The sequence below is a fragment of the Pseudomonas sp. 13B_2.1_Bac1 genome (assembly GCF_025466155.1).
Taxonomy (GTDB): domain Bacteria; phylum Pseudomonadota; class Gammaproteobacteria; order Pseudomonadales; family Pseudomonadaceae; genus Aquipseudomonas; species Aquipseudomonas aylmerensis.
In genome coordinates, this window is record NZ_JANLOH010000053.1 from 72671 (window position 1) to 96354 (window position 23684).

General features: G+C 60.6%; 19 protein-coding genes. 15 read left to right on the forward strand and 4 right to left on the reverse strand.

The genetic code is table 11. The annotated features are described in order from the left end of the window. Nucleotides 1–167: 167 nt before the first annotated feature. The 5 genes from NTD80_RS12965 to NTD80_RS12985 all read left to right on the forward strand — a co-directional run bounded on the left by NTD80_RS12965 (nt 168) and on the right by NTD80_RS12985 (nt 8193). Entirely contained in the window at nt 168–1913 is a 1746-nt protein-coding gene (locus tag NTD80_RS12965) for a class I SAM-dependent DNA methyltransferase (protein ID WP_262133920.1), read from the forward strand. Further along, on the forward strand, nt 1910–3559 hold the full coding sequence (locus NTD80_RS12970; RefSeq protein ID WP_262133921.1) for a hypothetical protein: 1650 nt from the start codon (nt 1910–1912) through the stop codon (nt 3557–3559). Before NTD80_RS12965 ends, NTD80_RS12970 begins: the two co-directional genes overlap by 4 nt. After that, complete coding sequence (locus NTD80_RS12975) at nt 3560–5413, forward strand: AAA family ATPase (RefSeq protein ID WP_262133922.1); 1854 nt, start codon at nt 3560–3562, stop codon at nt 5411–5413. Continuing rightward, nucleotides 5406–6533, forward strand: coding sequence for a hypothetical protein (locus NTD80_RS12980; protein ID WP_162946085.1), 1128 nt, complete (start codon nt 5406–5408; stop codon nt 6531–6533). The genes NTD80_RS12975 and NTD80_RS12980 overlap by 8 nt, the downstream gene beginning before the upstream one ends. Nucleotides 6534–6870: 337 nt before the next feature. Next, nucleotides 6871–8193, forward strand: a complete 1323-nt coding sequence (locus NTD80_RS12985; RefSeq protein ID WP_065905229.1) for an OprD family porin — start codon at nt 6871–6873, stop codon at nt 8191–8193. Here the strand turns inward: NTD80_RS12985 and NTD80_RS12990 are convergent, their stop codons facing one another. Next, nucleotides 8194–8676 carry a winged helix-turn-helix transcriptional regulator gene (locus NTD80_RS12990; protein ID WP_120448580.1) on the reverse strand — a complete coding sequence of 161 codons (483 nt, stop codon included), beginning with the start codon at nt 8674–8676 and terminating at the stop codon, nt 8194–8196. Between the two features lie 107 nt (nt 8677–8783). Here NTD80_RS12990 and fabF point away from each other — a divergent pair, with 107 nt between their 5' ends. The 3 genes from fabF to NTD80_RS13005 all read left to right on the forward strand — a co-directional run bounded on the left by fabF (nt 8784) and on the right by NTD80_RS13005 (nt 12556). Beyond that, nucleotides 8784–10052: a beta-ketoacyl-ACP synthase II gene (gene fabF / locus NTD80_RS12995; protein WP_262133924.1), complete on the forward strand. Its 1269-nt coding sequence runs from the start codon at nt 8784–8786 to the stop codon at nt 10050–10052. A gap of 73 nt (nt 10053–10125) precedes the next feature. Next, on the forward strand, nt 10126–10506 hold the full coding sequence (locus tag NTD80_RS13000) for a RidA family protein (RefSeq protein ID WP_065905223.1): 381 nt from the start codon (nt 10126–10128) through the stop codon (nt 10504–10506). A 70-nt stretch (nt 10507–10576) separates the two neighbouring features. Further along, the gene (locus NTD80_RS13005) at nt 10577–12556 is read left to right on the forward strand and encodes a peptidase U32 family protein (RefSeq protein ID WP_106803880.1); all 1980 of its coding nucleotides are present in this window, start codon (nt 10577–10579) and stop codon (nt 12554–12556) included. Here the strand turns inward: NTD80_RS13005 and NTD80_RS13010 are convergent. After that, the gene (locus NTD80_RS13010) at nt 12534–13439 is read right to left on the reverse strand and encodes a DMT family transporter (RefSeq protein WP_106803881.1); all 906 of its coding nucleotides are present in this window, start codon (nt 13437–13439) and stop codon (nt 12534–12536) included. The genes NTD80_RS13005 and NTD80_RS13010 overlap by 23 nt on opposite strands. 109 nt (nt 13440–13548) lie before the next feature. Between NTD80_RS13010 and NTD80_RS13015 the strand changes: the two genes are divergently transcribed. The 3 genes from NTD80_RS13015 to NTD80_RS13025 all read left to right on the forward strand — a co-directional run bounded on the left by NTD80_RS13015 (nt 13549) and on the right by NTD80_RS13025 (nt 16020). Then, nucleotides 13549–13989, forward strand: a complete 441-nt coding sequence (locus tag NTD80_RS13015; protein ID WP_065905217.1) for an Lrp/AsnC family transcriptional regulator — start codon at nt 13549–13551, stop codon at nt 13987–13989. Nucleotides 13990–14089: 100 nt separating this feature from the next. Beyond that, nucleotides 14090–14938 (forward strand): NmrA family NAD(P)-binding protein, encoded by an 849-nt coding sequence (locus NTD80_RS13020; RefSeq protein WP_262133925.1) that lies wholly within the window; start codon nt 14090–14092, stop codon nt 14936–14938. 623 nt (nt 14939–15561) lie between these two features. Beyond that, nucleotides 15562–16020: an REP-associated tyrosine transposase gene (locus tag NTD80_RS13025; RefSeq protein ID WP_106803884.1), complete on the forward strand. Its 459-nt coding sequence runs from the start codon at nt 15562–15564 to the stop codon at nt 16018–16020. Between the two features lie 686 nt (nt 16021–16706). On the opposite strand, the gene NTD80_RS13030 is transcribed toward NTD80_RS13025, so the two are convergent. Next, on the reverse strand, nt 16707–17585 hold the full coding sequence (locus NTD80_RS13030; RefSeq protein ID WP_262133928.1) for a LysR substrate-binding domain-containing protein: 879 nt from the start codon (nt 17583–17585) through the stop codon (nt 16707–16709). A gap of 111 nt (nt 17586–17696) precedes the next feature. Between NTD80_RS13030 and NTD80_RS13035 the strand changes: the two genes are divergently transcribed. From NTD80_RS13035 to NTD80_RS13050, 4 genes are all read left to right on the forward strand, one after another. Continuing rightward, nucleotides 17697–19322, forward strand: a complete 1626-nt coding sequence (locus NTD80_RS13035; protein WP_262133929.1) for a 5-guanidino-2-oxopentanoate decarboxylase — start codon at nt 17697–17699, stop codon at nt 19320–19322. Continuing rightward, entirely contained in the window at nt 19319–20761 is a 1443-nt protein-coding gene (locus NTD80_RS13040) for an aldehyde dehydrogenase family protein (protein ID WP_262133931.1), read from the forward strand. Before NTD80_RS13035 ends, NTD80_RS13040 begins: the two co-directional genes overlap by 4 nt. A gap of 217 nt (nt 20762–20978) precedes the next feature. Beyond that, nucleotides 20979–22166 carry a cyanate transporter gene (locus NTD80_RS13045; RefSeq protein WP_262133933.1) on the forward strand — a complete coding sequence of 396 codons (1188 nt, stop codon included), beginning with the start codon at nt 20979–20981 and terminating at the stop codon, nt 22164–22166. A gap of 137 nt (nt 22167–22303) precedes the next feature. After that, nucleotides 22304–23239: a LysR family transcriptional regulator gene (locus tag NTD80_RS13050; protein WP_262133935.1), complete on the forward strand. Its 936-nt coding sequence runs from the start codon at nt 22304–22306 to the stop codon at nt 23237–23239. A gap of 15 nt (nt 23240–23254) precedes the next feature. Here the strand turns inward: NTD80_RS13050 and NTD80_RS13055 are convergent, their stop codons facing one another. Next, complete coding sequence (locus NTD80_RS13055; protein ID WP_065899374.1) at nt 23255–23617, reverse strand: 5-carboxymethyl-2-hydroxymuconate Delta-isomerase; 363 nt, start codon at nt 23615–23617, stop codon at nt 23255–23257. Nucleotides 23618–23684: the final 67 nt, after the last annotated feature.

The window sequence follows — 23684 nt, forward strand, 5'->3', positions numbered from 1 at the left end:
ACTGAATCACCGCCTTGTCCGCTGACATGCCACTGTAGAAAGGAGGATTGACGGCAACGCGCAACAGCCTGGTTACACGGTTTGGGGCATTTTGCAACTCTGCCAATTCTGGCCTTTTGCCTCTATTCTTTACCGCCGACCTGTATCAATTATCGAAAAGGACTCCGATGTCGACCCCAATTCGCCGTAACCCAGTGACTGTGCTTTGGGAGATCATCTCGGCATCTGGGCTTGCTTCATCGCCTCACGTTGCGGTAGAGCAAATAGCTTGCCTGATCACAATCAAGTACTTGGAGCACCTTGGTCATGAAGCACTGTGGTCTTCACTGCTTGAAAAGCGCGATCCGGCGGCATTTCTAGTTAAAGACGGGTTTCCCGCCTTACGCAGAGCGGAAACCGACACTTCTCAGTCCGTCATTCGCGTGGATCCCAATGGCCTGTTCAATGATGCCTATTTTCAGCTTGAGACCACCAAGCCCGAGGCATTGATCCGGTTGTTGGAAGCCGTCGACGAGTTATTTTTTTTTGGCGAGTCAGAGGTGTCCAGCCGTCCCTCCGCTGGAGATGCATTCGACGAGTTGCTGAGCATCGCCGCTGTCGGTGGGAATTCGCTGAATACCACGCCACGCGCGCTGTCACGTTTTGTCGTGGCGCTACTCGATCCGACCGTAGGCAAGCGCTGGATAGACCCGGCCGTAGGGACCGCACGATTATTGCTCGACGCAGAGCATTACGTGAGTGGCATGGGAGGCCAGGTACCCAAGACGCCTGCCGGTGTTGACGTCGATAAGTCGGTGGCGCGCATTGGCTGGGTAAATTTACTCTTGCACGATTTGGATCCGGTACCGCTGCACGTGGGCAATAGTATCGCCGGTGCTAAAGAATCAACGATGAAACTCAGCAGGCTCCTGCACCGGGGACACTATGATTTTGTCATGAGTGACTTGCCATTTGGCACTATCGGTGACCGCGTACAAGATGACAAAGCTAATTTCCTGCCTTCTCACACACTCAACGAGAAAGAAAAACTCATACAACGGATGGAGTTACTTTTCATCTGGCGCTCCCTCGACTTACTCGTCGTCGGTGGGCGGGCTGCATTGGTTATTCCCCAAAGCGTATTGTACGGGACTGCCAAGGAACAACGCAGGTTGCGCCAGGAGCTGATGACCCAGCAGATCGTTGAGGGTGTGATTCTGCTCCCCGAGTGGATGCCTCAACAATCGAACCCGATGGCATTGCTGCTTTTCAAAAAAACAGTCTCATCAGCAGCCACCTATGACACATCCTCAGGCTCGCGGCCACGTACGACAAGCATTTGGTTCTACGAGATTGGAGCAGAGCATTCCTCCGCGTCTGGCGATGATGATTTTTATGACGCACTTGTGCACTACCGACGTCAACTGCAGGGACATGAGCTGGAAAGTGAATATTATTACCAGCCGGCCCTTGATGACGATCAGTCCAGTGAACATGTGAGCCTGCACACCAGTGACCTGGATGCAGACGTTGCTTATCGTCAGATGATGCGATTTTTGCGCCGCCCCGCCGCCCGGACAAAGCAATGGCGGATACCCGTTCGTGAATGGATCCATAACCCTGAATGGCGTGATGCGGAAGGCCGCACAGTGGGCTCCCACGATAGTGATCATCAAGTTCGCCCGGAGTACGAGGCCTTTCACGAATCGCATCTGTACGTTAATCAAGAGTTAAAACCAGGTTTACTCGAGCCCGGTTGTATTGAGGCGCGACGCTGGAGCCTGGATATCAATGACTATCGATGGCCAGAGGCGCCGCTCGCCAGTGAGGGAACCAGCGCACTGGAGCTGATTGACGAATTGGTGGGAATTGAAAAGGACATACTTAACAGGTTGGAAAGCCTGCGTTCGCTACTGGCAGGAGAGGACCGATGAATGCGCCTGCCCATTGGCGCCGAGTGAGCCTTCTGGACGTATGCACACTGAACCCGCGCCCCCGATTGAGTGCTGATGTCAAAGTAGATTATGTCGACTATTCGAATATTGACGATGCCACAGGCGTCATTACCTCAAGCAGAGATCGAGCATCCGGAGAAGTGCCAAGAGGCGCGTCGACGTTCCGGAATGGGGATGTGTTATTTGCTGGTGTGACCGCAGAGCATTGGAAGTCGGCGTTGGTATCCGACTTGAAGCATGAGTATGGAAAGGGGCCTAATCTGACCGTCTTGCGCCCTGGCCCAGAACTTTCGGCAGCTTACCTTTGGCACTTTTTTCAACAGCCTTGGATAAGGCAGCAAGCGTCACGCATGAACACATCCACCCTCAGCCAACCGATCTTGCCGCATTCCTTTTTCAAGAACATACGCATCACTTTGCCGCCATTCGATGAACAGCTGTATATCGTGGACGCATTAGAACAGGCCAGTATCGTCCCCTATCGCCACGCGTTGCAGCGTGTCCAGCAACTTAAAGGCGAGTTGGCTGCTCACCTGATGCTACCTCAGCGCTCATTTGAACCCGGTTGGTCGCTGTTCAAGATTGACGACATCTGCCAGATCAATCCGACAGAGCATCTATCAGGGGCACCCGCTCCGTCATTAGATGATGAAGTGGTGTACTTCCCAGGGCAGGACCTTTTGACAAACGAGTTGGCTGCAACATCGGTTCGTTATCGCGACATTCCTTTACCTATTCGTCCGGTTCAAGCAGGTGACTTGTTAGTGGGCGCATACACAGACAAAACAGGATACGGTGGCGCGGTGGTGGTGCCCGAGAGTGATACGCCACAGTTTGTGGCACGGGCACTCACCGTATTGAGACCCGAACCTACAGTATCGTCGCATTATCTCGCCGAACTTCTGCAATCTACCTGGTTCAACAACCACGTACAGCGCCAGGCGACGCCATCGCACAGGTCTGCCAACGATACAAGCATGCTCGCCCGCCTGAAACTCACACTGCCCAACAGGTACAAGCAAAAGCACATTGTCGATGTCCTGTCCCAAGTCCCTGTGCAAGAAGTCAAGAATACCGTGGCGACGGCTCGATCGATCTATCACGCATTGGCGCGTGATGCCTTCGATGGCCAATGGTCAAAACGCTGGCGTCCTGCGGGCAACTCAAACTCTGCTGCCGCCCTCCACACGATTGATGATCGCACGCAAATTATTGCTGTTGCGCCCCTGGCCGTAATGCCGTTCAAGCGCGGTAATCGTGCGGGCGCCATCGTCAGCTTATCCAGGTTCCAGCGCCTGGTCTGGCGCGCGCTTCGAAAAAATAACCAGGCATTGATCGTTGATGACCCTGAAAGCTTCGAGATGTTCTGTACTTCGCGCTCTCTGGCCCCCTTACGCGAATTCGTCAGCCATAACCAAGTTCGCCGCACGCTGGAGCAGATCGCCTCGTTGGGCCTCATTCAAAAAATGAGCCTGCCACCTCGCGGCAAAGGGGATGCGAAACCTTATTTGTTAGCGTTCCGCGCGTTCCGGCAAGAGGTCAGTGCGCGAATAGATGAAGATACGAAATTAACTGACGCTCAAATGTTGCGCGCCAGCATATTAGAAGAGGAGATCGGTTTATAAATGCGCCTACGTTACCTGAGCATTGATCGATATCCGCCACTCTCCAACGTGAGAATCTGTTTTTCTGCTGACGCCCCTTGGGACGAACTGGGAGGCGAATCGATTGATTGCGGCATTCATTTTGTTGCTGGCCTCAATGGCAGCGGCAAGAGCCATTTACTGCGAGCGATCTCGTCAATTTTCTTGGGCATGGCAGATGGCGAGCTTCCTGGCTTTCCTTTCACGCTCGTCTACGAATTGGGCAAGGGTGAGCAGTTTCTTGAGATCATTTTTGATAACAGGGATGGTCGAAAAAACGAGGCTGCCATCTGGCAACGGAATAAACCAACCTTCAAGAAAAACTGGGACCTGGATGCTTTTGAGCGGCACCTCGCAGCATTGCGAATGGGTGACCTGCAAGGTTTAACTGCTCGGGTGCCGAAAGGCAGCTACCCTCAAAGCGTGAAAGACCTGCTCCCCAAAGTACTCGCCTACACCTCGGGTTCCTGGAAGCCCTGGCAAGCAATCTGGCAGCCACCACTCTCCGCAGACGAGCGCCCAGATATTCAGGCTGAAGAACTCTACGATGCGGTCATGGAGCGTCCTGCGGGATGGACCGACCGCGATGAAAGTGCTGCGCGGTTCGCTGGAGCCTCTTACCTTCAGTCGACTCCTGTCGCTCACGTTAATAACGATGCCAGTGATCTGCTCAGTCGACCTTTCCTGCTGAGTGATAACCGGCCTGATGCCGCACTGTTGGCAGTTGCGCTTCACGATGGGCTGGCCAGTCGCAACGCTCAGTCCAAACCACGCCTGACGCAATTGCTCCAGAAAGCAGGATGGCAGCAATTGGTATGTGTGCGGCTACGAATCGACCTCGATAAAGTAAAAAACGCTCCCGCAACCTTCCAGAGAAAGATTCACGATTTACTGTTGATAGCAGGTGAAGTTATAAGCTTGCCTCATCCGACCCGACTCTTGCGTATGGCGTACTTCGATGTAGACAGTGTGGTTCCTGACACCCGAGTGAAGTGTCTCGACGAACAATTGCGTACGGACAACGTCAAGTATCAGGGAGATGCCCTGACCCTGATGCTAGGGGAACGTAGCGAAAGTCCATTCAGTCGTTTCCACGAATTAATTCGTTGGATGGCGTTGGGTCTGATTGATGACGTTGAAATGTGCATCCGACGCAATGTGAAACCTGATGACGATGAAGCGTGGCATGACAAAGGCATCATGGCCTACAGCGAGATGTCGGACGGAGAGCAAATGGTCTTGCGCCGTTGGGCGCTCTTCTATTTGCTGGCAGGCGAACCCGATTCGTTGCTTCTGCTGGATGAACCGGAAACACACTTTAACGACAGTTGGAAACGCCAGATCGTCAGCATCATTGAGCACGCAATGGGAAAAGATAACAGCGCCGTGCTAGTGGCTAGCCACTCTTCGATCGTGCTGTCAGACGTGTTTGATCAAGAAGTTATCCATATCAGTAAGGATACAGAGGGGCACGCGACTGCAAGACCGTTGAACACCCGTACATTCGGCACAGACCCTGGTGCGCTGGTCATGAAGGTATTCGACGCTGAAGACAGTATTGGTATACGCGCGAAACAACGAATAGAGGCCTTCCTCACACACGTGAGCCAGACTGCAGCGCCGACACGCGAGGACATCTCGAAACTCGAATCGGTGATCAACAGCCTGGGCACTGGTTTCTATCGTTCGGAACTGCGCACGGTATTATATCGTTGGAAGCAGTCGGACGATGTCAGAGCACTCAATCAGCTACTGCCGACGTTGGGCGGCCCTATGAAAGAAGGGGTGTTGGAACTGCTCAAGAAGCACATACAGAGCAACGCTCCAGATGCTTAAACCTATTCGCTACAGCAAATGGTCACCCGCGCTGGCAGCGGGTCAAAAACTGATGCGCACGTTTGCATTGTGGCTTTGTCAGCCGACCGTTAAAAAGGTGCACGTGAGTAAAAAAAGTCTGGTTGGCCTACTCAGCACACCTGTTGAAGCGGAATGGCTTTGGCAGTTTCTGCAGCGTGAAGTTGGCAAAGTAACCTTGAAGGTGCGTGCAGAAACAATTGCAGGATTGGATAAAGCCGAAAAACAGTTGTTAACACGATGGGTCACGACCACTACCGACATTGGCAGTCACTTTTCGCTGAACCCTGGGGTACCTCCACTACCGCTGGAAATCCCCCTAAAAAACAAAGCGGATAGACACGCACTGCAAATACTCATGGAGTCGTTTTACTCGCCGGGATTGAGGCACGGTCTGCCCTATGGTGCAGATGGAGTTGCCACCAGCGATCCATCACAGCACGTCAACTACGAACGATTCAAAACGGACTTCCTGCTGCTGCACAAGGTCGACAAGGATGAGGACGCGAGAGCGGCGTGCGTGATGTGCGGCGCAGAGTTACGCAAAGCCCACATTGATCATTGGGTCGCAAAGGCGTCCTACCCGATGCTTTCCGTGTGCGCAGACAACCTTGTTCCGATGTGTGACGAATGCAATGAAGCACCCAATAAGGGCTCGGAAAAGGTTCATACAAATGGTTCCTTTGAAGAGTGGTTTCATCCTTACAAGCGACATCCAGGAGGCAAGCTGGTTCTTCAACTGAACGAGCCGATACTGGGGGTCAGACTGGCAAGCACCGACCCCGCTGACGTGGGTCGCGTCGCCAATCTGAACAAAGTCTTGAAGTTGGATACGCGCTGGAGCAAAGAGTTGCGTGCCGAATACCGCAAGGTTCAACGCATCCTTGAAAGGCGGCAATCAAAAAAACAACAACCACTCACACTGATCGAGCTTTACCAGGTGGTCGTCGATTGGATCGATGAACTGTCGGATGCAGAGCCAAACCATGAGGTTCATCAGGTGCTCGCCGAAGCATTGCAGGACCCCGCTCGCTTGTTGGCTTGGCATACGGAAATCGAAGAAGACTTCAAGGAAGACACAGGCACAGGGCATCAGTCTTAACGTTGGACGGCCTCCCCGCACAATTAGTCCACGCATAAAAAATCCGCCGCAGAATCTGCGGCGGCAACCAAAGGTTATTGTCGAAGCAGAGCGGCTAAGACAGGTCCAACGCTACACCCCTGCTTGATTAAATAGTGTGAAGTTTAATTAATCGAGTTTAATCCAGCGCCTGGCTGCAGGCCGCGTGAACTGTGCTTAGAATCAACCTCGGCAAACTCGCCGAACACAATAAGAATCGTAACGCCTCACCTGAAAAACATCTGCCAATACGCTCTTATGCGCCATCCAGTCAGTGCGATGTTTCTGTGCGCGTTAATTATTCCGGGGAAGTCACAACATGATCAAACAGTGCAGCCTGTTAGCGCTGGCGGTGTGCGCCAGTATCAGCCAATTCGCGCAAGCCGACGCCGTCTCCGACCAGGCCGATTCCAAAGGGTTTATCGAGGGCAGCAGTGTCACCGGGCTGTTGCGCAACTATTACTTCGACCGCAACCGCGAAGGCGGCAGGGCCGACAACCGTGACTGGACCCAGGGCGCGATGCTCAACTACGCCTCGGGCTTTACCCAGGGCACCATTGGTTTCGGCGTGGATGCCTACGCCTACGGCGGGCTGAAACTCGACGCTACCCATGCGGACGCCGGCACCGGCAACCTGCCGACCGACCGGCATGGCGATCCCGAAGATGCCTACGGCTCCGTCGGTGCCGCGGTGAAGATCAAAATCTCCAAGACCCAACTCAAGTTCGGTGACATGCAGCCCACTGCACCGGTGTTCGCCACCGGCGGTACGCGCCTGCTGCCCCAGACCGCCACCGGCTTTGACCTGACCAGCAGCGAGATCGCCGGGCTGGACCTGGAAGCCGGGCACTTCACCAGTACCAACAGCGGCATGACCAGCGACCATGACCACGATATCTACGCCACCTACGCCAACGTGCCGGCCAACAGCGCGAGTTTTGTCGGCGGCAAATACGCCTTCACTCCGTCCCTGAGCGCAACGCTGTACGCCAGCGAACTGGAAGATATCTGGCGTCAGTACTACACCAACCTCAACTACGTCATCCCGCTGGGCCATGACCAGTCGCTGGCCCTGGACGGCAACCTCTACCGCACCCTCGACACCGGCAGCGCCAAGGCCGGCGCGATCAACAACACCACGTATTCGGTCGCGGCGGCGTATTCGTTCCTGCAGGCCCACACGCTGACGCTGTCGTTCCAGAAAGTGCACGGCGACACGCCCTTTGACTACATCGGCACCGGCAACAACGGCGCGGGTGAAGGCGGCGACTCGGTGTACCTGGCCAACTCGGTGCAATGGGGCGACTTCAACGGCCCGGGCGAACAGTCCTGGGGGATCCGCTATGACTTGAACATGGCCAGCTATGGTGTGCCGGGCCTGAGCTTCATGGGCCGTTACATCAATGGCTCGGACATCAACGGCACCCATACGCCGGTCAACAGCGCGTATGCCGGCGACTATGGTGCCGATGGCGCTCACCACGAGACTGACCTTGAGGCCAAATACGTGATTCAGAGCGGCCCGGCGAAAAACCTGTCGCTGCGCGTGCGCGATGCGATCGTGGCGTCGAACGCCGACCAGCGCGATGGCGATTTGAACGAGTTGCGACTGATCGTCGACTACCCGTTCACCCTGCTGTAATCACTGCCCGAATGACTCCAGCCGCTCGCGCATCCCCGCGCTGGCGGCTGGACCGGCCTGCAACGTGCAGGCATCCAGGGGCACCACCTGCCCATCGGCATCGGCCATCATCGGCTGCACCAACCGCCCCGTCCCGCGCTCCACCACCTGCACACTGGCGCCTTCCTCGGCGTAGTGCCGGTTGCCCCACGCCACCAGCGACATCAGCACCATACGAAAATCCTCGCCCTTGGCCGTCGGTACGTATTCGTAGCGCGGCGGCCGTTCGCTGTAGGCCTTGCGCTCGAGCATCCCGGCGTCCACCAGGGCGGTGAGGCGGCGCGTGAGCATGTTCGGCGCGATGCCGAGGCTGCGCGAAAACTCATCGAAACGGCGCAGGCCTTGCAGCGCGTCGCGCATGATCAGGATGCTCCACCACTCCCCTACCCGGTCGAGGCTGCGGGCGATGGGGCATTCGTCGCGGGTCAGGGACTTGCGTTGCATAGGGGTTCCTGTGAGTCGCTATAAAGTTGTGTGACGCCATGTTACTTTCATCATGATAGTGACGTCCATAGGGTCTGTACCCTCAACACAACCGGAGTCGATTGATCATGAGTAAACGTATCGTTGTGACGGGCATGGGCGCCCTGACGCCGCTGGGCGCCAGCGTGGAAGCGACCTGGCAGCGCCTGTTGAAAGGCCAGTCGGGCATCCGTCGCCTGCCTGAAGAATTGATTGGCAACCTGGCGGTCAGCATCGGCGGCCAAGTCCAGAGTGCGCAGCAGGATGCCGAGGCGGGTTTTGATCCTGATCGGCTGTTGGCGGCCAAGGAACAGCGCAAGATGGACCGCTTTATCCTGTTCGCCCTGGCGGCGGCCGACGAGGCGTTGAAGCAAGCCGGCTGGGCACCGAAAACCCCGGAAGAACAGGAACGCACCGCGACCATCATTGCTTCGGGCGTAGGCGGTTTCCCGGCGATTGCCGATGCGGTGCGCACCACTGACAGCAAGGGTCCACGGCGTCTGTCGCCATTCACTATTCCGTCGTTCCTGAGCAACATGGCCGCCGGGCATGTATCGATCAACTACGGTTTGAAAGGCCCGCTGGGCGCACCGGTGACCGCCTGTGCGGCCGGCGTGCAGGCGATTGGCGACGCCGCGCGGATGATCCGTGCCGGTGAAGTCGATGTCGCCGTGTGCGGGGGCGCCGAAGCGGCCATCCACCGGGTCAGCCTCGCCGGGTTTGCAGCGGCGCGGGCGCTGTCCAGCGACTTCAACGACACCCCGGAACGTGCCTCGCGCCCCTTCGACCAGGCGCGCGACGGCTTCGTGATGGGCGAAGGCGCCGGCATCCTGGTCATCGAGGAACTCGAACACGCCCTGGCACGCGGCGCCCAGCCGATTGCCGAACTGGTGGGCTACGGCACCAGTGCCGATGCCTATCACATGACGGCCGGCCCGGAAGACGGTGACGGCGCACGCCGGGCCATGACCCAGGCTTTGCGCCAGGCCGGAATCGAGGCGTCTGCGGTGCAGTACCTGAACGCCCACGCCACCTCGACGCCCGTGGGCGACAAAGGCGAGCTGGCCGCGATCAAGACGGTGTTCGGCGCCACGGGCAGCCCGGCGATCAGCTCGACCAAATCCGCCACCGGCCACTTGCTGGGCGCTGCGGGCGGCATCGAAGCCATCTTTACCGTCCTCGCCCTGCGCGATCAGATCGCCCCGGTCACCCTCAACCTGGACAACCCTGACGCCCTCGCCGAGGGCCTGGACCTGCTGCGCGGTGAGGCACGGCCGATGGCCATTGAATACGCGCTGTCCAACGGCTTCGGCTTTGGCGGCGTGAATGCCAGCGTGCTGTTCCGCCGCTGGCACTGACCCGCCGGTTTGCCCCTGTTGTGATTTTCGGGGACCATGGGCGCCTTTCCTTGACTGCCAACCAGAGGCGCCCATGGCCAACCACGACCTGTCCTACACTCCCGATCCGGATGCCGATTCGATTTCCTCCGACGTCATCGGCTTCAATGGCATCCTGGTCTCCACCCAGATCCCGACCCGCGCCGACGGCAGCCTGGAACTGGGCGATATCACCGCGCAAAGCGAATGCACCCTGCAGGCCTTGAAAGTCGCCCTGGAAAAGGCCGGCAGCTCGATGGACCGGGTGATGCACCTGACCATTTATCTGACCGACATGGCCGACCGCGCCGCCTTCAATGAAGTCTACAAACGCTTTTTCGCCAAGCCCTGGCCCGTGCGCGCGGCTGTTGGCGTCGCCGCCCTGGCGGTCGACGGCATGCGTGTGGAAGTCACCGCGATGGCCGCTCAAGCCTGAAGTGATGCCGGTCAGGCATTTCACGGCTACAATGCGCGCCTCAACCGTGACAAGCCTGACTAAAAAAACTATGTCCTTGCCCAAGCATCACCTGGAATTGCTCAGCCCTGCCCGCGATGTCGCCATCGCGCGCGAGGCTATCCTGCATGGCGCCGACGCCATCTACATTGGTGGCCCGAGCTTCGGCGCCCGCCATAACGCCTGCAACGAGGTGAGCGATATCGCTCAACTGGTGGAATTCGCCCGCCGTTACCACGCGCGCGTGTTCACCACCATCAACACCATCTTGCATGACAACGAACTGGAACCTGCGCGCAAGCTGATCCATCAGCTCTACGACGCCGGTGTCGACGCGTTGATCGTGCAGGACCTGGGCGTGATGGAGCTGGATATCCCGCCTATCGAGCTGCACGCCAGTACCCAGACCGATATCCGTACCCTGGGCCGCGCCAAGTTTCTCGACCAGGCCGGTTTCTCGCAGCTGGTATTGGCCCGTGAACTGAACCTGCAGGAAATCCGCGCCATCGCCGACGAAACCGATGCCGCCATCGAGTTCTTCATCCACGGCGCCCTGTGCGTGGCGTTCTCCGGGCAGTGCAATATCTCCCACGCGCAGAATGGCCGCAGCGCCAACCGTGGCGATTGCTCCCAGGCCTGCCGCCTGCCGTACACCTTGAAGGACGACCAGGGCCGCGTCGTGGCCTTTGAAAAGCACCTGCTGTCGATGAAAGACAACAACCAGAGCGCCAACCTGCGCGCCCTGGTCGAGGCCGGCGTGCGCTCGTTCAAGATCGAAGGCCGCTACAAGGACATGGGCTATGTGAAGAACATCACCGCCTACTACCGCCAGCGCCTCGACGAGATTCTTGAAGACCGTCCGGACCTGGCCCGCGCCTCCAGCGGCCGTACCGCGCACTTCTTCCTGCCCGACCCGGAAAAAACCTTCCACCGGGGCAGCACCGATTACTTTGTCAGCGACCGCAAGATCGACATCGGCGCCTTCGACACCCCAACCTTCACCGGCCTGCCGGTGGGTGTGGTGGAAAAAGCCGGCAAGCGCGACCTGCAGGTGGTGACCCATGAGCCGCTGTCCAACGGCGACGGCCTCAATGTGCTGGTCAAGCGTGAAGTGGTGGGTTTTCGCGCGAACATCGCCGAGCCCAAGGGCGAATTCGAGGAAGACGGCGAGAAACGCTATCGCTACCGCGTCGAGCCGAACGAAATGCCAGCCGGCCTGCATCAACTGCGCCCCAACCATCCGCTGAACCGCAACCTGGACCATAACTGGCAGCAGGCCTTGCTCAAGACCTCGGCTGAACGCCGGATCGGCCTGTCATGGGTGGCGCGCCTGCGTGAAGAGCAGTTGCACGTCACCGCGACCAGCGAAGAAGGCATCAGCGCCAGCGTCACCCTGCCCGGCCCGTTCGGTGTGGCCAACAAGCCGGAACAGGCGCTGGACACCCTGCGCGATCTGCTCGGCCAACTCGGGACCACCGAATACCACGCGACCAACATTGCGCTGGATGCGCCGCAGGCGTTCTTCATCCCCAACTCGCAGCTCAAGGCGTTGCGCCGCGAAGTGATCGAGGCCCTGACCGCTGCTCGCGTCGCGGCGCACCCGCGTGGCGGGCGCAAGGCCGAAACCACGCCGCCGCCGGTGTACCCGGAAGCGCACCTGTCGTTCTTGGCCAACGTCTACAACCAGAAGGCCCGCGACTTCTATCATCGCCACGGCGTGAAGTTGATCGACGCCGCCTTCGAAGCCCATGAAGAAACCGGCGAAGTGCCGGTGATGATCACCAAGCACTGCCTGCGTTTCTCGTTCAACCTGTGCCCTAAACAGGCCAAGGGCGTGACGGGGGTGAAAACCAAGGTTGCGCCGATGCAACTGATCCATGGCGACGAAGTGCTGACCCTGAAGTTCGACTGCAAACCCTGCGAGATGCACGTGGTGGGCAAGATCAAGGGGCATATCCTCGGCCTGCCGCAACCGGGCAGTGGCGTGGCGCATTTCGATCCCGAAAACCTCATCTACCAGGGCACGCACTGACGCTGCGGGAGCGGGGCCACCACCAGCCCCGCTGCAACCCTGCCGCTGCCAGCAGAATCGCCGCCACACCCAGCCATTGCAGCCAGCCGAGGCGGTGCCCGAAGGCGATCCAGTCCACCAGGATCGCCGCAATCGGGTAGATGAACGACAACGCGCCGGTGATGGCCGTGGGCAATTTCTGGATCGCGCCGTACAGCAGCACATACATCAACCCGGTATGTACCACCCCGAGCGTGATCAAGGCCGACCAGGCGTTGGTCGATGCCGGCAGGCTGTTCCAGGGCACCAGGGGGGCCAGGAGTACCGCGCCGGTGGTGACCTGAATCAACGCCATCAAATGCGGCGGCACTTCTTTCAAGCGCTTGATAATCAGCGCGGCAATCGCATACAAAAAGGCCGCGCCCAAGGCCAGGGCGATCCCGGCGAGATAGTCGCCACCGCCCGACGTTTGCTCGCCATGGGCCGTGACAATCGCCAGCATCCCCAGGAACGCCACGCTCAACCAGGCCAACTTCTGCACGGTGATCTTTTCACCCAGAAACAGCGCCGCCAACAACACCAACATGAACGGCTGCACGTTGTACACCGCCGTGCTGATGGCGATCGACGCGTGGGAATAGGACTCGAACAACAGCAACCAGTTACCGACGATGGCCACGCCGCTGAGCATCGCCAGGCCGAGTTTCGCCCAACTGAGCAGGTCGCGCCGCAGGTAGCCCAGCAGTGCGCACACCAGCAACAGGGCCAGCCCGCCGATCACGCAGCGCCAGAACACCACTTCGATCACCGACACGCCCGACACCAATACAAACCAGCCGATGGTGCCGGAGATCAGCATGGCGGCGACCATTTCCCACGAACCGCGACGGATAGATGTGTCCACGATGGAGGCTCCTCAAATGAGGCTCAATTATGGCAATCTGCTTGGCAGCCGCTCCAGCGACTAAAAAAGGCAAAACCTCGTATTCACCTTTACTAATTAGGCGCACCCCATGATCGACACCATCGACCAGCAACTGATCGCCGCCTTGATGGACGACTCGCGGCTGTCCCTCAAGGCTTTGGCCGGCATCACCGGGTTGTCCTCGCCGAGTGTCGGCGAACGCCTGCGCCGCCTCGAAGAACGCGGCGTGCTCACCCACTACACCGTCGACATCGACCCCAGACACTTCGGTTACCTGCTGCAAGCCATCGTGCGCATCCGCCCGTTGCCGGGCAAATTGCAGGAGGTTGAACGCCAGATCCAGGCGATCCCCGAGTTCACCGAGTGCGACAAGGTCACCGGCGATGACTGCTTTATCGCACGCTTGCACGTGCGCACCATGGACCACCTCGACACCCTCCTCGACCGGCTGAACGCGTATGCCGAAACCAACACCGCGATCGTCAAGAAAACCCCGGTCAAGCGACGGCTGCCGCCGCTTGCGGATTAGTGACCAGGCGTCATCAACGCAGTGACTGGATCGCTATTCTGTCAACATTGGCCGATCTTTATGCTGGGCTCTACTCATTGGAACCGCAGGTATAAAGCTCATGTACGTCATTACTGGAATCACAGGCAAAGTCGGCGGCGCCCTCGCGCATCACCTCATCGAAGCGGGCCAACCGGTACGCGCAGTCATGCGTGACGCGGACAAGGCGGCCTATTGGGCGGACCTGGGCTGCGAGATAGCATTGGCGCGAATGGAAGATGCCCAGGCCCTGACCGAGGCCTTCCGGGGCGCGACGGGGGTGTTCATCCTACCGCCTTCGGATTTCGACCCGCTGCCGGACTTTCCCGCAGCGCGCGCGGTGATTGCCGCCGTCAGCCAGGCACTCCAGGCAGCGGCGCCGAAGAAAGTGCTGTGCCTGTCCACCATCGGCGCCCAGGCCCGCGAACTCAACCTGCTGACCCAGCGCACCCTGATGGAACAGGCGCTGAGTGGCCTGGACCTGCCGGTGACCTTCCTGCGCCCGGCCTGGTTCATGGAGAACGCGCTTTACGATGTGATCGCCGCCCGGGAAACCGGCGTCATCCATAGCTTCCTGCAACCCCTGGACAAGGCCGTGCCGATGATCGCCACCGCCGACATCGGCGCCCTGGCGGCGCAGTTGCTGCAGCAGGACTGGGCTGGCCGCCGCGTGGTTGAACTGGAAGGCCAATGGGTCAGCCCCAACGACATCGCCCGCAGCCTGACGCAGATCCTCGGCCGTGACGTACGCGCCGAAGTGGTCGAGCGTGACACCTGGGAAGCGTTGCTGCGTGCCCAAGGCGCACAAAACCCAACACCGCGCATGCGCATGGTCGACGGGTTCAACGAAGGCTGGATCTGCTTCGAGCACGATCAGGTGCTCAAGGGCAGCACCTCACTGGACAGTGTGCTGCGCAAGTTGGCTGGCTGAATAGGTTTGTTGTGGTTGAAACACTTTATGTGGCCAGCAGGTTTGTTGTGGTGAGCAAACGCTATATGGCATAGGCCTTTTGTGGTGAGCAGGCCCTTTGTGGTGAACAAACTCGCTGTAGCAACCAGGCTTGTTGTGGAGAGTGGGACCTACATGGTGAGCAGGCCCTCTGTGTGGTGAGCAGAACCTTTGTGGTGAGCAGGCTTGTCCTGCGTTGGGCTGCGCAGCAGCCCCAATACAGTCACCGCATGCTTCCAGAAAGACTCAATCGTCTGGCCAAGGGGCCGCTTCGCGCCCCAACGCAGGGCAAGCCTGCTCACCACAAAGTTTTTGCTCACCACAGAAGGCCTGCTCACCACAAGGTTCTGATCACCACAGAGGGCCTGCTCACCACAAGGTTCTGATCACCACAGAGGGCCTGCTCACCATAAGGTTCTGCTGACCACAGAAGGCTTGCTCACCACAACAACCCCGTCTGTCACATGAAACCTGCTTGTCACCGGAATCAACTTGCCACAACAAGACCATTTGCCACGATGAAACAGGCCGACACGGATCTCCCCATGCGTACTTCACCTGCGCTGCTAACGTGAAAGTCTCCCATCCCTGCAAGGAGCAACGGATTGTTTCGTCAGCCGAATTCTCACCTTTTACGCCGGGGCCGATACTCGGAAACCGGGCGTGCTTACCTGGTCACCGCCGTGGTCCATCCACGCTTCCCCTTGTTCAGTGACTTTCATCTGGGCCGATTGCTGGTCGCTGAACTCAAACGGGCCCACGACAGCGGCATGGTCAACTCGTGGGCGTGGGTGATCATGCCGGATCATTTCCATTGGTTGTTCGACCTCAACGACGCGACGCTGGCGGATGTCATGCGCCAGACCAAGTCACGCAGCACATTGAGCGTGAACCGGGCGCGACGCAGCCGGGAAAGGTTCTGGCAGCGTGGCTACCACGACCGCGCGGTTCGGGTGGAGGAAGACCTTCGCAAGATGGCTCGCTACATCATTGCCAACCCACTGCGGGCGGGTCTGGTCGAGCGTGTTGGCGATTACCCGTTGTGGGATGCGGCTTGGCTGTGACCCTGGCCTCTGGGAAGAGAAAGTGTGTTGGGGGGTGAACAGCTTTGTTGGGTGGAGCAGGCTTTATGTGGCGAACAGCCCTTTTATGGGGTGAGCAGGCTCTATGTGGTGAACAGGTTTCCTGTGGTGAGCAGGCTTGCCCTGCGTTGGGCTGCGCAGCAGCCCCATAGGGTTATCCAGACACCCCGGGGCGCTTGGACCAGGGGCCGCTTCGCGCCCCAACGCAGGGCAAGCCTGCTCACCACAAAAAAACCTACAAGCTACAAAGCCTGCTCACCACAAGAAGCCTGCAACCAACAAAGCCTGCTAACCACATGAAACCTACTTCCCACACAAAGCCTGCTCACCCCATCACGGGGGGGGGGGGGGGGGGGGGGGGGGGGGGGGGGGGGGGGGGGGGGGGGGGCCGGGGGGGGGGGGGCGGCGGGGGGGGGGGGGGGGGGGGGGGGCGCGGGGGGCGCCCCCCCCCCCCCCCGCCCCCCCCCCCCCCCCGCTCCCACAGTGGGGGATGCGTGGTCCATGACTGCGGTGCACGGCCTGACTATTCAGGCCACGCCACCACACCCCAGCCCTCACACCGACTAAAAATGTGGGAGCGGGCTTGCCCGCGAAGGCTGCTTGCCAGTCACCGAAAACATCCCCTGAACCACCGCCCTCGCGAACAAACCCACCACCCCACTCGCTCCTCAGCGCGCCGCCTGTTGTGCCTGGCCCACCAGCCACTCCATCAGCGCTTCAAGCCCGGCCGACGGGGCTGTCCCCGGCGGGTACACGAGGTAATAGCCCATCCCCGTCGGCACCCTCAGCTCAAACGGTGTCGCCAAACGCCCGGCCTTCAAATCCTCCCCAATCAACGCGCTGTCTCCAATCGCCACGCCGGAGCCTTGTGACGCCACGGTCATCGCCAGGTCCAGGGTTTCAAAATGATGCCCCTGGGCCAGATTGCTCAGGCGTGTATTCGCAGCCTGCAGCCACAGCGCCCAATCGCGCTCATCGCGCGTGGGGTGCAGCAAGACCTGCTGCTGCAGGTCCGAAGGCGTGAGCAATGTGCCGAGCAATCCCGGCGCGCACACGGGGGTGAGTTGTTCATCGAACAAATGCCGGGCCTCGGCCGACTGTTCGGCAATGGGCGCGTAGATCACCGCCGCGTCGAAGGCCTCGCGACGAAAGTCGACGGTGTAGGCCACGGTGGTGGTGAGTTCCACCGGCACATCCGGGCGCTCCCGTTGCCACTGCATCAGGCGCGGCAACAGCCAGCGCATCACGCAGGTGGAGGCCTTGAGTTGCAGGGTCTCGCGCCGGCTGCCGATCTGCTCCACCGCCTCTGCGATCAGGCCGAACACCTGTTGCGCGCGCAGCGACCATTCACGCCCTTCCTCGGTCAGGCTCAAGCCGCGGGCCTGGCGCTGGAACAAGGCATAGCCCAGGTGGCTTTCAAGCCCGGCAATCTGCCGGCTCACCGCGCCCTGGGTGATGTGCAGCTGCTCGGCGGCGCGGGTGAAGTTGCAGCACTGGGCCGTGACCCAGAAGGTGTGCAGCGCAGGCAGGGGCGGAAGGCGTTTCATCGGGGCGCAGCCATGACGTGAGGACATGGCTAGTATGACTTTTTATCGATTGTTGCCGCTACGGGCCAGCCGGTCCAATACCGCCTCGAATCAATAACAAGAGCGACATCTATGGCGACCTGCGGCGAAGTATTGGTCAACCTCCTGGAAAGCTACGGCGTGGACCAGGTGTTCGGCATCCCCGGCGTGCATACCGTGGAGCTGTATCGCGGCCTGGCGCGGTCCAGCATCCGCCACGTCACCCCGCGCCACGAACAGGGCGCCGGCTTCATGGCCGACGGTTACGCGCGCACCAGCGGCAAGCCGGGCGTGTGTTTCATCATCACCGGCCCGGGCATGACCAATATCACCACGGCCATGGGCCAGGCCTACGCCGACTCGATCCCGATGCTGGTGATTTCCAGCGTGCAATCGCGCAGCCAGTTGGGGGGCGGGCGCGGCAAGTTGCACGAGCTGCCGAATCAGGGCGCGATGATCGCCGGCGTGGCCGCCTTCTCGCACACACTGATGTCGGCGGCGGAGTTGCCCGGCGTCCTGGCGCGCGCGTTTGCGGTGTTCCAGGCCGGTCGGCCACGCCCGGTGCATATCGAGATCCCGCTGGACGTGCTGGTGGAAAACGCCGACGCGTTGCTCGGCAGCGAGCCGGTCAGTGTGGCGCGTGCCGGTGCAGCGCCAGCGGCCGTCAAGCAGATGAGCCAGTTGCTCACAGCGGCCAAGCGGCCGTTGATCCTCGCCGGCGGCGGCGCAATTGATGCGGCTCCCGAGTTGACACGTCTGGCCGAGCGGCTCGGCGCGCCAGTGGCCCTGACCATCAACGCCAAAGGCATGCTACCCGCCGCGCACCCGTTGCTGATCGGCTCGACCCAGACCCTGGTCGCCACCCGCGCGCTGGTCGCCGAGGCCGACGTGGTGCTGGCGATTGGCACCGAGCTGGCTGAAACCGACTACGACGTGACCTTCGCCGGCGGCTTTGAAATTCCCGGTGCGCTGCTGCGCGTCGATATCGATCCGGACCAGACCGTGCGCAACTACCCGCCACAGGTGGCGCTGGTGGCCGACGCGCAGATTGCCGCCGAAGCCTTGCTGGCCGAACTGAGCCACCAGCCGTTACCCCATCGCGATCCACAGTGGGGGGCTGAACGCGTCGCCCGCCTGTGGGCAGACCTTGCGCCCACCTGGGACGCCGCCACTCGCGCGCAGACCCTGTTCCTCAATACGGTGCTGGAGGCCCTGCCCGGCGCCGTGCTGGTGGGCGACTCCACCCAGCCGGTGTACAGCGGCAACCTGACCCTGAACCTCGACCACCCACGCCGCTGGTTCAACTCCTCCACCGGCTACGGCACTCTCGGCTACGCCCTCCCCGCTGCGATCGGCGCCTGGCTCGGGCGTGGCGACAGGCAGCCGGTGGTGTGCCTGATCGGCGACGGCGGGTTGCAATTCACCCTGCCGGAACTGGCCAGTGCGGTCGAGGCGCGTACGCCCATCATCGTGCTGCTGTGGAATAACCAGGGCTACGAAGAGATCAAGAAATACATGCTCAACCGCGCCATCGAGCCCGTCGGTGTGGACATCTACACCCCGGACTTCATCGGCGTGGCCAAGGCGCTCGGCAGCGCGGCCGAAAGCGTGCACAGCCCCGACCTTTTACGCCGCGCCTTGCGCGTCGCCGCTGACCGCCAGGGGCCGACGCTGATTGAAATCGACCAGGGTCTTTGGATGAAGGAGGTAGCGCTATGAGCGCAGTCGTGAACGGTGTGTATATCAACGGTGCGTGGCGAGCAGGCGAAACGGTGCTGGAAGTGATCAACCCGGCCACCGAAGCCACCCTGGCGCAGGTCAGCGTTGGCGATGCGAATGCCGTGACCGAGGCGGTCGATGCGGCCAGCGCGGCCTTTGTCGACTGGTCGAAAAGCACCGGCCGTGATCGCGGCGCGCTGCTGCGCAAGGTTGCCCAGGGAGTGAGCGAGCAGCGCGAACAGCTGATGCACGTGCAGTCGAGCAACAACGGCAAGCCGCTGTTTGAAGCGGGCATCGATGTGGATGACGTGATCGCCACCTTCGAGTATTACGCGGGTGTCTGCGATGCCATGGACGCCAGCCAGGACGCCTCGGTGGCGCTGCCCAGCGAAGATTTCAGCGCCCGCCTGCGCCGCGAACCGTGCGGCGTGGTGGGGCTGATCGTTCCGTGGAATTTCCCCATGGTGACCACCGCCTGGAAACTCGCCCCAGCCCTCGCCGCTGGTTGCTGCGTGGTGCTCAAGCCCTCGGAAGTCACGCCGCTGGCGGAGCTGCAATTGGCGCGCATCATTGCCGAGGCCGGTTTTCCGGCGGGCGTCTTCAACCTGGTCTGCGGCACCGGGCTGGCGGTGGGCGCACCGCTGGCGGCAGACCGTCGCGTGGCGAAGATTTCCTTCACCGGCAGCAACGCCGTCGGGGTGCAGGTGATGCAACGCGCCGCCGAAACCATCAAGGGCGTGAGCCTGGAACTGGGCGGTAAATCGTCGCTGCTGGTGCTCGCCGATGCCGACCTCGACCTGGCGGTGGAACTGGCGTGTGGCGGTGGATTTTTCAACGCTGGGCAGATGTGTTCGGCCACCAGCCGTGTGCTGGTGGCGGACAGCCTGGCGGATGAATTCCTGCAGCGCTTGCAGGCACGGGCGGAGGCGATCCGCGTGGCGGACCCGTTTGCCGAAGACGTGGAAATGGGCGCGCTGATCAACCGCACGCAGTACCAGCGGGTGCTTGGGCATATCCAGCGAGGCATTGAGCAGGGGGCGCGCTTGTTGTGTGGTGGCGCGCGTCCGGCGGACCTGCCCAACGGCTTTTTCATCCGCCCCACGGTGTTCACCGACGTGCCGCTGGACAGCGCCTTGTGGAACGAAGAAATCTTCGGCCCGGTGCTGTGCGTACGCCGCTTTGCCAGCGAGGGCGAAGCTATCGCACTGGCCAACGCGAGTGACTTCGGCCTGGTCGCGAGCGTGGTCAGCCGCGATGCAGAAACGGCTGAGCGCGTGGCCAATGGGTTGCAGGCAGGCATGGTGTGGATCAACGCCCCGCAAGTGATCTTCCCGCAGACGGCGTGGGGCGGCTACAAGCAGAGCAGCATCGGCCGCGAGCTGGGGCCGTGGGGGCTGGCGGCGTTTCAGGAGATCAAGCACGTGATTAGATCGGTCTGATACCGCGCCCCCTGCAGGCGCTGGCTTGCCGGCGATAGCGCTCTTTCAGTTGCAGCAGGCTTGACTGATAGACCGCCATCGCCGGCCAGCCAGCTCCCGCACTTTGCCCGTGGTGCTGCAGTCATCTGGATTTTTTAGATAAGCCTAACGACTTTCTCATTTGCCCCCCCTCCCCCGTACATGGCCTGATTCGCCCTTGTTCATTCAAGGCCTGCCCATGGAAAACGTTTACGCAAAACCCACCACCGCCGTCTGGCTGATGATCAGCGTGGTACTGGTCGCTTTGAACCTGCGCCCGTCGATGGCCGCCGTTGGCCCGTTGCTGTCATCGATTCGCGGTGACGTGCCGTTGAGTTTCAGCAGTGCGGCGTTGCTGACCATGTTGCCGGTCATGGCCATGGGCCTGGCGATGTTCTTTGGCATGGGCCTGGCCAAGCGGGTGGGCGAGCACCGCAGCATTGTGCTGTCGCTGCTGGTGATTGGCCTGGCGACGCTGTCGCGGTTGTGGCTGGATTCGGCCCTGGAGTTGATCGTCAGTGCGGTTGCCGCCGGTGTCGGCATTGCGCTGATCCAGGCAGTGATGCCGGCGCTGATCAAGTCGCGCTTCAGCGATAACGTGTCGCTGTTCATGGGACTGTATGTGACCGCCATCATGGGCGGCGCGGCGCTGGCGGCTGCGTTCGCGCCGTTCGTGCAGGTGCAGACCGGCAGCTGGCGCATCGGCCTGGCGATCTGGGCCGCGCTGGCCCTGTTCGCCCTGATGTTCTGGTATGCCCAGCGCGCGGCAGTGCCGCCGATGCCCCAGGCCGGCACGGGCGCGCAGGAATCGTTTTTCGGCAATCGACGCGCCTGGCTGCTGGCGATCTTTTTCGGCCTCGGCACCGCGTCCTACACCTGCGTGCTGGCGTGGCTGGCGCCGTACTACGTGGAGCTGGGCTGGAGCGAACAGAACGCCGGGTTGCTGCTGGGGTTCCTGACCGCCATGGAAGTGGTATCCGGGCTGGTCACCCCGGCCATCGCCAACCGTCGCCAGGATAAACGCGGCGTGGTCGCGGTGCTGCTGGTGCTGATCATCCTGGGATTCTGCGGCCTGATCCTCAGCCCTCATCATTTGAGCCTGCTGTGGCCATGCCTGCTGGGCCTGGGCATCGGCGGCCTGTTTCCGATGAGCCTGATCCTCTCGCTCGACCACCTGGACAACCCGCGCCGCGCCGGCGGCCTCACCGCCTTTGTGCAAGGCATCGGCTACATGATTGCTGGCCTGTCGCCACTGATTGCCGGGATGATCCGCGACCAACTCGGCAGCTTTGAATGGGCCTGGTGGTCGCTCACCGCCGTGATCGTAGTGATGCTGGTGATCGTCACGCGCTTCAACCCAAGGCATTACGCGCGGCATATCCGCTGAGGTCGTATTGCCAAAAGTATTTGTCCCACTCCAAACATAGAAACGCCCTACAGCACTTTCTATTGGCACGTCCGTTCCGTTAAGCTTTTGCACGGTTTTGTACTGACTTCGGTGCACCGGGCTTACGGACGGAATGGATGCTAAACAGTAACTTGCTCAGAAAGCTCGATATGCAGGACTTGATGGTGTTCATCGCCGTCTACGACCAGAGCAGCGTTACCGAGGTGTCAGAAACGCTGTTCGTCAGCCAGTCCACCGTCAGCTACAGCCTGAAGAAACTGCGCACCAGCTTCGAAGATGAGCTTTTTATCAACACGCGGGCGGGTATGCGTCCTACGTACAAGGCCAGCACCATGTACGGCCATGTGCAGAAAATCCTCGAAAGCATCAACCTGTGCCACGCCGGTGGCCAAGCGTTCGACCCCACCCAGAAGGCCGTGACCTTCAACGTCTGCGCGCCGGAATACTTCGAACAGCTGATCCTGCCGCGCCTGCTGAAGAGCTTCGACCGCGCCGACCTGCCGGTGATCGTCAATGTGCAGAAGCTGGAAACCGATATTCCCGCCGACGACCTGCGCGAAGGCCGCCTCGACCTGGTGGTCTGCTTCGGCCCGCACTTTCACCGCGCCCACAAGGATTTCAAGACCCAGATGCTGCTGGAGGACGACCTCGTGTGTGTCTTCGACAAACGCTCGACGCCCCGCGAGCCGGCGCTCAGCCTGCAGTCCTTCACGGCACGGCGCCACGTGTTCCCGACGCCGTGGACCTCCGACACCAACATGATCGATGGCTGGCTTTCGCGCCAGGCCCACAAGCGCCAAGTGGTCGCGCGGGCCAACAGCTACAGCGCCGCCCTGAAGATGATTGCCGGCACCGACTTCGTCGTCACCCTGCCGCGTCGCGTGCAGAAGCTGCTGGCACCGGCCACCCTGTATGGGCATTGCGAAGCGCCTAACGGCTTGCCGGGCTTCACCCTGGACATGCAGTGGAATGAAAGCAGTCAACAGGACAGCGCCAATACCTGGTTTCGGGAACAGGTGGTTAAGGTCTGCGCCGATCAGGGCTTGTTATAGCGGCTGCTGGGACGGTCAGCCGATCGCGGCTTTGCTGTAGGAATCGCGATCCATGTCGACCAACTGCACACTCAGTTGCACCTGCAGCCCTTCTGGCCAGTCGCCCAGATCCTGCAACGCCGCCAACAGGCTCTGCGACAACTGCTGCTTGACCTGCGGTGAGCGCCCACTGAGCAACGACAGCTTCACCGCGATGAAACCGCGCGGGCCGAGGGAGGTGCCGACCTGGAAACTCTCGACCTTCACCGCGCGGCTCTTGATATCGAACTCGGAAGCGAACTGCCCGGACACCATCAGCACATTGTTCAGCCGCAGCAAGGTTTTCTCGACGGCCAGGCCTGTGAGGTTCGCGGTGTATTCCAGGTGCAGGTGCGGCATGGGTTTCTCCAAGTTTGTTGTAGGAAGATTCGTAGATATAGCACGGGGCGCAACGCCCCAGGCATGA